This is a genomic window from Marinifilum sp. RC60d5 (genome assembly GCF_052400665.1).
In the GTDB taxonomy this organism is placed as follows: Bacteria; Bacteroidota; Bacteroidia; order Bacteroidales; family Marinifilaceae; genus JBQTGK01.
Window position 1 is genome coordinate 365772 of sequence record NZ_JBQTGK010000004.1, and the last position, 13857, is coordinate 379628.

The 13857-nt window shown below is 32.3% G+C and carries 11 protein-coding genes; 2 read left to right on the top strand and 9 right to left on the bottom strand.

Translation table 11 applies throughout. From position 1 onward, the window contains the following. Nucleotides 1-4 precede the first annotated feature (4 nt). The 7 genes from ACT3CE_RS11600 to ACT3CE_RS11630 all read right to left on the bottom strand — a co-directional run bounded on the left by ACT3CE_RS11600 (nt 5) and on the right by ACT3CE_RS11630 (nt 7074). Nucleotides 5-580 (bottom strand): IS1096 element passenger TnpR family protein, encoded by a 576-nt coding sequence (locus tag ACT3CE_RS11600; RefSeq protein WP_444709938.1) that lies wholly within the window; start codon nt 578-580, stop codon nt 5-7. Nucleotides 581-584: 4 nt separating this feature from the next. Beyond that, the gene (locus tag ACT3CE_RS11605; RefSeq protein ID WP_444709939.1) at nt 585-1658 is read right to left on the bottom strand and encodes an acyl-CoA reductase; all 1074 of its coding nucleotides are present in this window, start codon (nt 1656-1658) and stop codon (nt 585-587) included. A gap of 195 nt (nt 1659-1853) precedes the next feature. After that, nucleotides 1854-2153, bottom strand: coding sequence for a DUF2752 domain-containing protein (locus ACT3CE_RS11610; RefSeq protein ID WP_444709940.1), 300 nt, complete (start codon nt 2151-2153; stop codon nt 1854-1856). Nucleotides 2154-2179: 26 nt separating this feature from the next. After that, nucleotides 2180-2869 (bottom strand): hypothetical protein, encoded by a 690-nt coding sequence (locus ACT3CE_RS11615; protein ID WP_444709941.1) that lies wholly within the window; start codon nt 2867-2869, stop codon nt 2180-2182. Between the two features lie 107 nt (nt 2870-2976). Further along, on the bottom strand, nt 2977-5529 hold the full coding sequence (locus ACT3CE_RS11620) for a bifunctional aconitate hydratase 2/2-methylisocitrate dehydratase (protein WP_444709942.1): 2553 nt from the start codon (nt 5527-5529) through the stop codon (nt 2977-2979). A gap of 188 nt (nt 5530-5717) precedes the next feature. After that, a complete protein-coding gene (gene gap / locus ACT3CE_RS11625) occupies nt 5718-6725 on the bottom strand; it encodes a type I glyceraldehyde-3-phosphate dehydrogenase (protein WP_320120597.1) in 1008 nt (335 codons plus the stop codon). Between the two features lie 220 nt (nt 6726-6945). After that, nucleotides 6946-7074 (bottom strand): hypothetical protein, encoded by a 129-nt coding sequence (locus ACT3CE_RS11630; RefSeq protein ID WP_320120596.1) that lies wholly within the window; start codon nt 7072-7074, stop codon nt 6946-6948. A gap of 164 nt (nt 7075-7238) precedes the next feature. On the opposite strand from ACT3CE_RS11630, the gene ACT3CE_RS11635 reads away from it, so the two are divergent. Next, nucleotides 7239-8969 (top strand): BamA/TamA family outer membrane protein, encoded by a 1731-nt coding sequence (locus tag ACT3CE_RS11635; RefSeq protein WP_444709943.1) that lies wholly within the window; start codon nt 7239-7241, stop codon nt 8967-8969. A gap of 228 nt (nt 8970-9197) precedes the next feature. Here ACT3CE_RS11635 and ACT3CE_RS11640 read toward each other — a convergent pair whose 3' ends face one another. Continuing rightward, a complete protein-coding gene (locus ACT3CE_RS11640; RefSeq protein ID WP_444709944.1) occupies nt 9198-9755 on the bottom strand; it encodes a hypothetical protein in 558 nt (185 codons plus the stop codon). A gap of 294 nt (nt 9756-10049) precedes the next feature. On the opposite strand from ACT3CE_RS11640, the gene ACT3CE_RS11645 reads away from it, so the two are divergent. Then, on the top strand, nt 10050-12941 hold the full coding sequence (locus tag ACT3CE_RS11645; protein ID WP_444709945.1) for a PAS domain S-box protein: 2892 nt from the start codon (nt 10050-10052) through the stop codon (nt 12939-12941). Nucleotides 12942-13043: 102 nt separating this feature from the next. Here the strand turns inward: ACT3CE_RS11645 and ACT3CE_RS11650 are convergent, their stop codons facing one another. Next, on the bottom strand, nt 13044-13802 hold the full coding sequence (locus ACT3CE_RS11650) for an SDR family NAD(P)-dependent oxidoreductase (protein WP_444709946.1): 759 nt from the start codon (nt 13800-13802) through the stop codon (nt 13044-13046). Nucleotides 13803-13857: the final 55 nt, after the last annotated feature.

A 13857-nucleotide genomic window follows, 5' to 3' on the forward strand; every position in this document is an offset into this window, starting at 1 on the left:
TTGCTTAAAGAATATCTTCATAATCATCCAGACTTTCAAACTCAGGACCATCATTTAAATCATCATCAAACTCAGCTAGGTAATCATCGGCAGTTTTTTCTTTTTTAGGAGCTGTGTCAAGTCCATCAATATTTAGGTCTAATCCTTCAAAATTCTCAGCATCCATTTTAATTTGCTCAGGTGCATCACCTTTCGAAACAATACATTTTGGATATTTAGTTCTTGATTTAGCAATTCCTTTTTCTATTAATTCAATCGTAAAATATCTATCAGAGAAAAAGTCAAAAACATAAATAAGATCAGGCTTTTCTGAAGATACAAATTCACGAATCATTGCTACATCCATAGGAACAACGTTCATATTATCGTCATCTTCAGTATTCATTTCGAAAAGAGCAATTTCTAACCCGCGTTCGCCAGTAGCTCCAACCTGATAAAAAGATGCCATTTGCGAATTGTCATATTCTATAGCTTCCTGAATGGCATTATGAAACTCTAAATAAGTTTGTTCATGATTGATCTCTATTTCTCTCACAAATCCTTCCACTTCCGAAGAGGTGATTCTAAATTTATATATCATCTTGTTATTTTGATTTTAAATTTGATAAAAACGCAATTGTATCAACATTGTCGGCATAGTCCCATAATTCGGGTTCTTGTGCTTTCCCAAAGGGAATTGAAGCATCTAATTTATTGCTCACAATACATTGTATAAGATCCGAATTTGATTTTAATGATTCGTTCAGACTCTTAATTTCGGAATAAAATTCATAGTTCACAAGTCCAATTGGCGAGGCTATGGATTGATTTTCGCTTAGAAGTAAAAATCCATTATCGAAATGTTCAATTTTATTCATTAACAGAAGAGACCTTTGGTAATCGTAATTGTTGGCATATTTACTATGATTGCCAACGTAGGCATAGTCTTTCCAGCAGTCAAGAAGTTTCGTAAAATCGTAGCTAGTTGGAACGTATAATTTTGAAACATTTCTACAGCCTAATCCAAAGTATAGAAAAATATCTTTTCCAAGTGCGATTAAGTCTTCTTTGCTTTCATTTCCGCTAAGTACAGCAACTGATGTTCTATTCTTACGGATGATATGCTGATATTTACCAAAATATGCTTCGAAATATCGTGCCGAATTATTGCTTCCTGTGGCAATAATAGCATCGAATTTGTTTTCGCCACTTAATCTGTCTGATTGAAATGAGATTAACGCCTTAAATTCTGGATTTATTTCTATTAAAATTTTAGAAATAAAATCTAAAAGCTGATTGTCTTTTGAAGATAATTTACCAATAAAATGATGTCCCGAAATTAATACCGATAGCATGTCATGAAATCCAACCATTGGAATATTTCCGGCCATTATTACAGCAACTTTAAGTTCAGTATTTTCATTGGAAACTGGGTATTTAGAAAGCCATTTTTCTAGCTTTTCCTTGCTTAAAAAAGTACAGATTCCATTTATCGATGCATGAACATGAAATGGGGTAAACCATAAATTTTCATTAGACACTCGTGATGTAAGTGCTTTAAAATCATCGTAAAATACTGAATTTAAACGATGATTTGAGTTTGTCTCATTTTCTGAGCAAAACTGAGATAAAAAATCACCTAATTCACTAAAGCTTTTTATTCTCTGATTTAAGTTCATAGTCTGATTCAAAAAATCCCCAATCAAACTTTATTTTAAAAGTTATTACCGGGGAGTTTCATTTAATATTTGTGCAAAGATAAAAATTGTTATCGAACAACCTTAACTATTTTAATTCTAATCTAAAGAATGAAAAAGAATCTTAATTGGTGTACTAATTGATAGTAGTTTTTCACTAATTTTTAAAGTGGTAATTTATAATACTATCTTATAAAAGTAGTTGCCAATAATTAATAAGAACGAAATTAGTGAAAGTATTTTTAGGGTAACTGATCCCCATGAAAACCTGAACTTAACGTGTAAAAGTAATAGTATTATAAAACTCAGAATTGGAAGCAGAGCAGGGTATAGTTGTATCGATTCATAAATGTTCCCTTTTAGCAGAGCAATTAGGGCAGATTGAAAACCACAGCCAGGGCATTCAATTCCAAAGTATTTTTGAAAACTACAGGGAATTTGAACATTTTCCAGCCATTTAATAAATTGTTGCCACATGCTTAACAGCTATCTGTTTAGATTGTTTACTTAATTGAATTGTAGTAATTAAATATCTTAATCAGATCAGATTCTTTTTTATGTTTTAATTTATTTGTCTTTATAAAATTTGATAATTCTTTGTTTTTATCTTTAAAAATTTCTTTAGTAAGTGTTTTAATAGTCGGAATTTTAGAAACTATTTGTTTATCTGTTTTATAAAATAGTTTTGATTGAATGATGTAATGATCAGGAATTTTTTCTTCGAAACTAGATACATTTTCTTTTCCTTTTATGAGTTTGCACTGATAAAATTTTAAAAGCGAAATCTTCCCTTCTGCTAATATTTCGTAGTAAGATTTACTGTTCTTTAAATGAGAATTTGTGTAAATAAATTTAGAATCTTTAATTTTTATATATTCAATTTTATCAGATTTATTTAATGCTAGAGTGTCTTCGTTTAGAATTAATTGAAACTCTTGATTAAAAACAAAATATCTAAGTCTGGTTTTCGATGGAGTATCGGAATTTGTAAACTTAACCAGTCCTTCTTCAAACGAATTATCTAAATAATATTCGCCCTTAAGATTAAATTCTTTTGAAAGAATATGAGGATTTAATTTGTCGCAATATTTATTGAATATTATTTGAGTTTGAGAATTGACCTGAGCATTCAGGTTTAAACTAATAAACAAACAACCAAAAAGAACTATTATTGAACGATTAAAATCTTTCATGATATATAAATTTATAAATTAAGTCTTTTGAATAATTTACAATATAACAATAAAAGACAAAAAAAGGTCGATGTTTTCACACCGACCTTATGTATGTTGATTGCAGTCTACAAGTCTCTACGTTGATATAGGCTATCAGTCATATCCATTTCGTCGAACTGCATGTATTGATATATTTCTTCTTTGTGAGCAGCAATTTTCTCATTGTAAATTTTCATATACTCAGCAGGACTTGGTAGTTTACCAAGAACAGCAACAACAGCACCAAGTTCGGCCGATCCCAAATAAACCTGAGCTCCTGTACCCATACGGTTATTAAAGTTACGGGTTGAGGTTGAAAATACAGTAGAATTATCAGGTACTCTTAATTGATTTCCCATGCATAGCGAACATCCAGGAGTCTCGATACGAACACCTAACTGAGAGAAAGTAGAAAATGTCGCTTCTTCTTTCAATACAGCCTGATCCATACGAGTTGGAGGTGCAATATAAGTTCGCACCTTATCTGATGGAGTTAAACCATTCCAAACTTTCTCACAAGCGCGGAAATGACCAATATTTGTCATACAAGAACCAATGAATACATCCTTAATTTCAGTATTCTGAACATCAGAAAGTAATTTCACGTCATCAGGATCGTTAGGACAACAAAGGATAGGTTCGTTAATTTCAGAAAGATCAATTTCTAGTGTTGCAGCATATTCTGCATTTTCGTCTCTTGAAAGTAATACCGGATTAGCCAACCACTCATTACAAGCATCGATACGGTTCTGAATCGTTTGAGCGTCTTTGTATCCCATTTCGATCATTGATTCCATCAAGGCAACATTAGACTTTACATACTCTACAACACGTTCCTCTGATAATTTAATACAACCAGCAGCTGCAGAACGCTCAGCAGTAGCATCGGTTAACTCGAAAGCTTGCTCAACAGTAATATCATCAAGACCTTCCATTTCGATAATTTTACCATTAAAAATATTGATCTTATTCTTCTTAGGAACTGTTAACTGTCCGTTTTGGATTGCAAAATAAGGAATAGCATTTACCACATCACGCAAAGTGATACCTGGGTTTAGCTTACCTTTAAATTTGATTAATACAGACTCTGGCATATCCAATGGCATGAAACCTAATGCACCAGCAAAAGCAACCAAACCAGAACCAGCTGGGAATGAAATACCCAATGGGAAACGTGTATGAGAATCACCACCTGTACCAACTGTATCAGGAATCAATAAACGGTTCAGCCATGAGTGAATTACACCATCTCCTTGTTTTAAAGGTACACCTTTACGCTCAGAAATAAATTTAGGCATGCTTTTGTGCATTGCTATATCGGTTGCTTTGGGGTAGGCAGCTGTGTGGCAAAATGATTGCATAAACATTGGAGCTTCGAATTTTAAGCATGCCAACTCTTTAATCTCATCACGAGTCATAGGACCTGTTGTATCCTGCGATCCTACGGTTGTCATTTTTGGAGCACATGATGTTCCTGGCAATACACCTTCAACACCACAAGCTTTACCTACTATTTTTTGAGCCATAGTATAGCCCTGATTGGCTTTAGGTTTTGGGTTACTTGCAAGTTTAAAAATATCAGTAGCTGGTAATCCAAGTAAATTGCGTGCTTTTTCGGTTAAAGCTTTACCAATTATTAATGGAATTCGTCCACCGGCACGGTATTCGTCAGTTAATGTATCAGGAGCTAAAGAATACGTACAAACTATTTCGCCATTGCGAGTAATTTCACCTTTGGTATTGTTAATGATGATTTCATCACCTGTATTTAATGCAGAAACATCGGTTATAATTGGTAATCCACCCGAATCTTGTGTTGTATTGTAAAAAATTGGTGCAATAGCGCCACCAATTACTACGCCAGCAGTACGTTTGTTAGGTACACATGGAATATCTTCACCAATGTGCCAAAGTAAAGAGTTAGCAGCTGATTTACGAGAAGAACCAGTACCCACAACGTCGCCTACGAAAGCAACTTTGTGTCCTTCTTTTCTCCAATTAGCAATCGTTTCAATACCATCTTCGAAACGACCAGCTCCCATAGCTAAGGCGTGCAATGGAATATCAGGACGAGTAAACGCCTGAGATGCAGGAGAAAAGTCATCTGTATTGATTTCACCTTCTACTTTGTAAACTTTAAGCTTAATTTCTTCAGGCAATTCTTCACGAGTGGTAAACCATTCGGCTTTTGCCCAGGATTCAATTACACTTTTAGCAGCAGCATTGGTTTTAGATAATTCAGCAACTGTTTCGAAAGCATCATAGACAAGGATAATTCCCTTAAGTGCTTCGGCAGCTTCCACAGCTAAAGCTTCGTCTTTTAAAGCTTCAACTAAAACAGTTACATTGTATCCACCCATCATTGTTCCTAAAATCTGAATTGCTTCAGATTTTGTGATAATTGGTGAACTCAATTCATTTGTTAAAAGTTTTCCTAAAAATTCAGCTTTTACTTTAGTTGAATCATCTACACCAGGAGCGATTCTTTCTTTGAATAAATACAACAGAAAATCCTCTTTTTCCTGGATAGGATTTTGCAATAGTTTGCAAAGTTCTGCAGTTTGTTCTGCATTTAATGGCAATGCCGGGATACCCTTGGTAGCGCGGGCTGCTTCGTGTTTTAAGTATGCGTCAATCATTGGTTTGTTGATAGGATTATGTTCCTTAAGTGATTTGTATTTTTTAAATAAAGAATTATTCCTTTATTCATAACAAACATATAGTTTTTCTATTTACACGATTCACGTAATCAAGTATTTTATATCATGTTTTAGGGCATAAAAAAAGCTCTCCGTTTGGAGAGCTTTAATTTTATATCTGGTACGGATTATTTTACTGAATCCATGTACTCAACTAATTCACATACTTTAGTAGAGTATCCCATTTCATTGTCATACCATGAAACAACTTTTACGAAAGTTGAAGACAATTGGATACCTGCTTTAGCATCAAAGATAGAAGTTCTGGTATCACCAGTGAAGTCGTTAGAAACAACCATATCCTCAGTATAACCAAGAACACCAGCTAATTCACCTTCTGAAGCTTCTTTCATTGCAGCACAAATAGCTTCGTAAGAAGTTTCTTTCTCTAAACGTACAGTTAAATCAACTACAGATACATCTGGTGTAGGAACACGGAAAGACATACCAGTTAATTTTCCATTCAATGCAGGAATTACTTTACCTACAGCTTTAGCAGCACCAGTAGAAGAAGGAATGATGTTTTGACCAGCTCCACGTCCACCTCTCCAATCCTTAGCAGAAGGACCGTCAACAGTTTTTTGAGTTGCAGTGGTAGCGTGTACAGTTGTCATTAAACCTTCAATAATACCAAACTTGTCGTTCAATACTTTAGCTACAGGAGCTAAACAGTTTGTAGTACAAGAAGCATTAGATACGAAAGTCATGTCGTTAGTGTATTCTTTGTTGTTTACACCCATAACGAACATTGGAGTATCGTCTTTTGATGGAGCAGACATGATAACTTTCTTAGCACCAGCATCGATATGACCTTGAGCTGATTCTTTTGTTAAGAAAAGACCAGTTGACTCAACTACATATTCAGCACCTACGGCACCCCAGTTAATATCAGCAGGATTTCTTTCAGCAGAAACGCGAACAACGTTACCATTAACTACTAACTGACCATCTTTCACTTCAACAGTACCGTTGAATTTTCCATGAGTAGAATCATATTTTAACATGTAAGCCATGTAATCTACATCAATAAGGTCGTTAATTGCAACTACTTCGATGTTGCCTTTTGCTACAGCTTGACGGAATACGAAACGTCCGATACGGCCAAATCCGTTGATACCAATTTTAATCTTTGACATTGTGTATAAATTTTAATTTATAAACCCTTTGTTTCTCAATGGCAAAAGTATGTAATTTAAAAATATTTTGTATATAAAAAATGAAAAAAAATAAAGATATTTTTAATGATTAAATTAGGTTAATTTACTAATTATTAGAGATTAAGTCTCGATTAAAACGATTGCAATAGTCTACTTTAAACAAAAAAAAATCTCATTTAAAGAGATTTTTTTATTTAGTTTAAGCATTTTTGCTTGCACTTGTTGTATCAGACTTTGTGTAGGCCGGACATCTTTTGTCAACAGCACAAGAACTTGTAATTAATCCTAAAAGAAAAATTACTGCTAAAGCATAAAGTGTTTTTTTCATAGGTGATTAGTATTAAAAATGCAGATTTAAGTTTTAAAATTTTGCAAAAGGTATAAAAAATCTTGTAATTATTGGTAACGAATCATTCTTGAATAATTATCATTACCAGCTAATAAACCTTATTACTGATTTTAGGGAAAAAGGTTTATTAATATGCAGATATTATGAATAAATTAATCGTTTTGTGGGTTATTTTCTTGTTAATCAGATGTAATTGCTATGCGCAAAGCGAAAGGGTATATCTGAATATTAAGCTTGATAAATCGGAAGATACCAATGTGAAAAATGTATTACGAGTTAATGGAAAATATAAAAACAGGCTTGAAGCAATTTCAGTTTTAAACCGAAAAATTGATAAGTTCAGGGCGAATGGATTTTGGGAAGCAAATACTGATTCTATTATTTTTTGTAACGATTCGATTTATGCAAATGTTCATTTGGGGAGTAAGTATTTCATAGATAAATTTACGGGAGTTGATGTTAATAAAGAGAATTTATCTGAGTTTAATTATAAATTGAACCAAGAAGGTGATTTAACCAAGATTAAATTATTGCAGGAGTCGATGCTTAAGAATTTGAATAATAATGGATATCCTTTTGCATTAATAGAAGTAGATAGCCTAAGTTTAGATCAAAAAGTGCTTAATGGTGTTTGGAAATTAAATACTGGCGAGCTGGTATGCTGGGATCGTATTATTTGTAAGGGAGATTTAAAAGTAAAGAAGAATTTTATTGAAAGATATTTAAGTGTTTTTTCTGGAAAACCATATAGCGAAAAGAGGTTTAATTCTATATCTAATAAAATAAAAGGATTAAATTTTGTTCGGGAAATAAAACCTGCCGAAGTGGAATTTATAAAGAATAAAGCTTTATTATATACCTATTTAAGTAAAGAAAAATCTAACCGGTTTGATGGTATTTTGGGCTTGCAAAATAATTCGGCAGAGAATAATAAATTGGAACTAACAGGTGAATTAAATTTATTTCTAGAGAACACACTTAGTTTAGGAGAGCAAATCAAATTAAACTGGAAAAAGTATGAGGCCTCTAGTCAGAATTTAACTATTGGTTTTGGATATCCATATTTAATTGGAAATATAGGCTTTGATTTTGATTTAGGTATAGAAAAAAAAGATAGTACATATTTAACAAGTAATTTGAATTTGGGAATTCGGCTTTTTCAAAGAGGAAGTAAGGTGGTGAGCTTATTTTACAAGTCTAAATCTTCGGACTTATTATCCACAGAAAACCTAAGAGGAAGTAGTGTTTTGCCCGATTATGCCGATGTGAAATCTAATTTGATAGGATTAAGTTTTAAGAATAGGAAACTCGATTATGCTTATAATCCGAAAAGTGGTTATGCCTTCGATTTTAATCTGGCATTTGGAAGTCACAAAACAGAAAAAAACAGTAAAATTCCTCAGGAATTATATCAGAATATTGATTTAGAGGGGACTTTGATTAATGCAGAATGGTATTGGGAGTATAATATTCCATTGGCAAAAAAAGTTAGTTACCGAATAAAAAATAAAGGTGGAATTATTAATTCGCCCGATTTGTTTGCAAATGATTTATTTAAGCTTGGGGGAATTTCTTCGATTCGTGGATTTAACGAAAACGTTTTTTTAGCTTCAGAATATGCTGTATTCTCAAATGAGTTCCGATTTATTCCTGAACGAAATACTAGTTTTTATTTGTTTTGGGATGCTGCTTATTATAAAAATGAAATTTTAGATCAGAAATCGGAAGATTTGCCCTGGGGAATCGGTTTGGGTTTTACTTTTGGTACTCGATCGGGAATTTTTTCCTTAACTTATGCTTTGGGAAAACAAAAAAATCAAGATCTTGATTTTAAAACAGCAAAAATTCATTTTGGTTTTGTTAGCCGATTTTAAAAAAAATAAAAGACCGTTGGTTTTATCCAAACGGTCTTTGTAAACATCAAACTTCAAATTATTAGTTGCGATTTTTATCAGTACTTTGATTTTTTAATCGATGGTTCAAAACTAGGAATAAAAATTGAATTACGCATACGTTTGCAGTGTTTTTTTAGCTTATTTAAAAGTATAAATACAGATTTGAAATTTAAAAAAGTAAAATGGTATTGTGTTATTTTATCTTCTTTACTTGTTTCCTAAGCTTGTAAAGGCATAGTAGTAGGCAAAAATCGAAATAACAGTTATTCCAAAGGCAAAAAGAATAGGTAAATTCTCCTTTAAAAATAGATTAGAAATAAACACTAATACTAGGGCAGTAATAATTCCTAATATTAATGCTTTAAGCATGTAATTGCGACTAGATTTATAGATTTTTAAAGCAAGCTGATCAATGAGTTTTGAATCTACTTCGAAATTTTCTATTGCTTTCGAAAAAGCATTAATTTCTTCAGAGTAATAATTTTCTTCTTCTTTTGATCGGAATAATCCAGAGGTGCTAAATTCATAATTTGCATAGATATTATAATTCATCCGCTCCTTTTTAAGAATCTCAACTTCAACTTTTGTTCTCCATTTAACAGGAGTTAAAGAGGTCATATTTCCCCAAATACTACCTCTTTTAAAAAGCATACCTTTGGCATTAGAGCGAATTAATTCGTAACCCCTTACTTCATAAAATTTAACAATGTCCGAAACCAAAAGTTTCTTATTCCTTTTGATATTAAATCCGATGAGTTTGCGCATTTCCAATAAAAAGTATATCCAAAAATATTAAAAAAAATTAAAATAATGCGTGGCACTCAATAATCATTTTGCAGTTTGAGGTTTTAACCATCTAAGAATCAATTTTAATATCTTGTTTCGACTGATTGACGGTTTGGAGTTTCTTTTGTAAAATAAGTCTGTATTCCTTGTTTTACATAGTCTTTCGGCTTTCTGTTGTAAATAAAAAATAATGCTGAAAAATTATAACTAAAAGTGCTTTTTAATGTATACAGAGTATTAAAACCATAAATAAGAAAAACCACTACCAAATTTATGATAGATAATTGCGCCTCAATTCCTGAATGGGAAGTACAGAAATTTAATTTAAAGAGTCTTAAAATTAAAGATACTTCAATGGATATTGAAGATATTCTTTGTGATTTTTCCTATTTAAGCAATTGCTCTAGTCTTTTTATTGATTTTGAAAGTAATACAATATCAAAAGTTTGTAATATTGATGTTTCTGAATTTATAAATAAGACTGCGAAAACATTTGATGATCTTTTTTCCGAATTATTAAAAAAGTCCTCATCACAAAAACAGGGTTTTATCGAATTAAGATCTCCTAATGGAACTAGAACAATTTGTATTCCGATTATTCTTAGAAAAATGGTATATGGTTTCTTTGTTTATGGGAACTATAATTTAGAGTCGGATATTGAAGATGGGGTGGATTTGAACTCTTTAACTGTTTTAAGCGAGAAGGCAGCGGCTTTAAATTTAAATCGTGCCATGCGTTTTGTAAAACTTGCTACTTCTCAATTAAACTCGGCACTTAATTTAAGAGAACAAGTTGAGAAAAATAAAGAAGCCAGCGAGGAAATCAGGCTACAAAAAACATTCTTTGAAAATTTATTTGAGAATTCTCCTGAAGCAATTATAATACTAAACAATCAAGATCGTATTATAAGGGTTAATCGGGAATTTGAAAGACTATTTGAGTACACTCAGGCTGAGGCCGAATTTAAATATATAAATGATTTAATTGTTCCTTCTAATTTTAAATTAGAAGGTCAGGATGCAACTATAAGTGCGGCTAAAGGAGAAGTGGTAGATATTACTACTGTCAGACAAACAAAGTCGGGCAAACAAATTCATGTTCAGGTTTTGGGCAAGCCTGTAATGTTAGATAATGATCAGATTTCTGTTTATGCAATTTATCGAAATATTTCTGAGCACGTATGGAATCAGAAAAGACAGTTAATAATGCTCGAAATTTCGGAGATTTTAAACTCTTCTCAAACATCTATTCGAATGATTCATCGAATAGGAAAAAAATTAGCTCCTATTATTGGTTCCGGTAAATTATTTTTGGAACTTATAGCACCTGATAAAAGGGGGTTTAGGGCATATTCGCTCGACTCTCCTAATTATGAGAATATCGAGTTTGCTAAGTCACTAAGTTTTTTAGTTTTAAAGCATAAGAAAAAATATCACTTAAAAGGAGATGAAATTGGTGAACTCATTAAAGAGAATACTATTAATGTAACTGTTGTTCCAAAAATGTGGCTCGGCCTTCCTCTAATTAACGAGGGAGTAGTTTTAGGTGTTTTTGGTATTAGTTCCGATATAGATTATTCAGATTTAAACCCAGAAAGTGTAAAATTACTCGAATTGGCGGTTGTTCAGCTAGCGGCAGGAGTTGCTAAGAAAAAACGAGAGATAGAATTGAAAATGTTGAATACTTCGATGGAACAAAGTCCTGCCTCAATTGTTATTACTAATCGTGAAGGATGTATCGAATATGTGAATCCTAAATTTTGTCAGATATCTGGATATTCAGCCAAAGAAGCTATTGGTAAAAATCCTCGTTTTTTAAAATCAGGATTTACTGCTAAAGAAGTTTATGTTCAGATGTGGGAACATTTGGTAAAGGGAGAAGAGTGGGTTTGTGAGTTTTTAAATGTTAAAAAAAACAGGGAATTATTCTGGGAAAGAGCTAGTTTTTCTGCCATTAAAGATGAGTATGGAAAAATAACTCATTATGTGGCGGTAAAAGAAGATATTACCGAACGAAAGAAGTTTGAAAAGGATTTACTAGAAGCAAAGAATAAGGCTGAAGAGTCGGATCGAATGAAATCAGCTTTTTTAGCTAATGTTTCTCACGAGCTAAGAACTCCCTTAAATGCTGTTATTGGATTCTCAAATTTATGTAATGATTCTATGCAAATAGATGAGATATTGGAATTTGTTCAGCTTATTAATAAGAGTGGTAATCAATTATTTGGAATTATAGAAGATATTTTAAATTTTACAATGATAGAATCTGGAGGGATGGCAAAATCCGAAACTGAATTTTTGATGATAAATTTTTTCGAAGAGGTTAAGAAACAAGCCATCGAAAAACAACGACTCGAAAATAAAGATCGATTAGAATTGAAATTTACGATCCCAGCTAATTTCAAAAAAATTCTTGTAAAAACAGATTTTCAGAGGTTACTTCATGTTGTGATGAATTTATTTAAAAATGGACTTAAATTTACAAATGAGGGAGTAGTTGAGTTCGGATATTATGTAAGTGATGGAAGTTTAAAGCTGTACGTTAAGGATACCGGTGTAGGTATTGAAAAGGATAAGAAAGATATTATTTTTGAAAAATTTAGACAAGTTGATGATACAATAACTAGGACCTTTGGAGGAACAGGAATGGGACTAGCCATATCTAAAAAGATTATGGATATGCTGGGAGGAAAAATTGAGGTGGAGTCTGAACCCAATAGTGGATCAACTTTCACATTAATTTTAGACTGTATTCTCTCTAAAGAGTCCATAGAACAAGAGGAAGTGAAAAAAGAAGATAAAGAATATTCAACGATACTAGTTGCCGAAGATGAGATTTCAAATTATCGTCTTATCGAAGCCATACTAAAAAGAAGTAAATATAAAGTAATTAGGGCTGAAAATGGAGCCGAAGCAATCCGTATCTGTAAAGAAATTAAAGAAATTGATTTAATTTTAATGGATATGAGAATGCCGGAGGTTGATGGCATGGAAGCAACCATTGAAATAAAGAAATTCAGGCCCAATTTACCCATTATTGCTCAAACTGCTTATGCTATGAATGGCGATAAAAATAAGGTGTTGGATTTTGGCTGCGATGATTACATTTCAAAACCTATTAAGCGGGAATTGCTGATCAGCAAACTTAAATCATTTATTAAATAAATCTGGTAATGATATTTTAGATTTATTTTTGGTAAAAGTTGAAAATTATGGCTTATCTAAACCCAAAGATCCTGATAAGCCAAAATATAAATTGTTAATTTATTATTGTTTGTTTACATCACGGGCCGATGCTTGAGCTGTTGGCATTATTAAAACATCATTTATGTTAACATGTGCAGGACGACTTGCAATAAAATAAAGTGTTTCTGCTATATCTTCGGCACCTAACGGAATAAAACCATCGTAAACTTGATCTGCTTTTTTTTCATCTCCTTTAAATCTTACAATTGAAAATTCCGTTTCAACCATTCCAGGTGCAATAGACGAAACTTTAATGTTGTGAGGCAGCATGTCAATTCTCATTCCTTTGGTTAAGGCATCGGCTGCATGCTTGGTAGCACAATATACATTACCACCAGGATATACTTCTTTTCCTGCAATTGAGGTGATGTTAATAATATGTCCCTGTTTTCTTGATATCATTAACGGACTAATTGCACGAGTGATATATAATAATCCTTTAATGTTAGTATCAATCATTCTTTCCCAATCATCAGTAATGCCATCTTGTAATGCAGACACACCTACTGCCAAACCAGCATTATTCACAAGTAAATCAATGTTTTTCCATTGCTTAGGTAGTGATTCAATTTTACTATTTACTTCGTTCTGATTTCTAACATCTAAAGCCAGACTATGCACTTTGCATTGGTTTTCTGAAATTAATTTTTCTTCCAATTGAAGAAGTTTTTCCTGTCTTCGGCCCGATATGATAAGGTCAAATCCATTTTTAGCAAGTTTAATGGCACAAGCTTCTCCAATACCAGCAGTTGCTCCTGTTATAAAGGCTATCTTATTCATTTTATTAATTGTGATTATTAATATATTGTTATTCTTAGTTTATTTCTTTTTACAC

Excerpts from the sequence above, each read along its gene's own strand:
- ACT3CE_RS11600 (WP_444709938.1), bottom strand. The coding sequence starts at position 580 with ATGATATATAAATTTAGAATCACCTCTTCGGAAGTGGAAGGATTTGTG.
- ACT3CE_RS11605 (WP_444709939.1), bottom strand. The coding sequence starts at position 1,658 with ATGAACTTAAATCAGAGAATAAAAAGCTTTAGTGAATTAGGTGATTTT.
- ACT3CE_RS11610 (WP_444709940.1), bottom strand. The coding sequence starts at position 2,153 with ATGTGGCAACAATTTATTAAATGGCTGGAAAATGTTCAAATTCCCTGT.
- ACT3CE_RS11615 (WP_444709941.1), bottom strand. The coding sequence starts at position 2,869 with ATGAAAGATTTTAATCGTTCAATAATAGTTCTTTTTGGTTGTTTGTTT.
- ACT3CE_RS11620 (WP_444709942.1), bottom strand. The coding sequence starts at position 5,529 with ATGATTGACGCATACTTAAAACACGAAGCAGCCCGCGCTACCAAGGGT.
- gap (WP_320120597.1), bottom strand. The coding sequence starts at position 6,725 with ATGTCAAAGATTAAAATTGGTATCAACGGATTTGGCCGTATCGGACGT.
- ACT3CE_RS11630 (WP_320120596.1), bottom strand. The coding sequence starts at position 7,074 with ATGAAAAAAACACTTTATGCTTTAGCAGTAATTTTTCTTTTAGGATTA.
- ACT3CE_RS11635 (WP_444709943.1), top strand. The coding sequence starts at position 7,239 with ATGAATAAATTAATCGTTTTGTGGGTTATTTTCTTGTTAATCAGATGT.
- ACT3CE_RS11640 (WP_444709944.1), bottom strand. The coding sequence starts at position 9,755 with ATGCGCAAACTCATCGGATTTAATATCAAAAGGAATAAGAAACTTTTG.
- ACT3CE_RS11645 (WP_444709945.1), top strand. The coding sequence starts at position 10,050 with ATGATAGATAATTGCGCCTCAATTCCTGAATGGGAAGTACAGAAATTT.
- ACT3CE_RS11650 (WP_444709946.1), bottom strand. The coding sequence starts at position 13,802 with ATGAATAAGATAGCCTTTATAACAGGAGCAACTGCTGGTATTGGAGAA.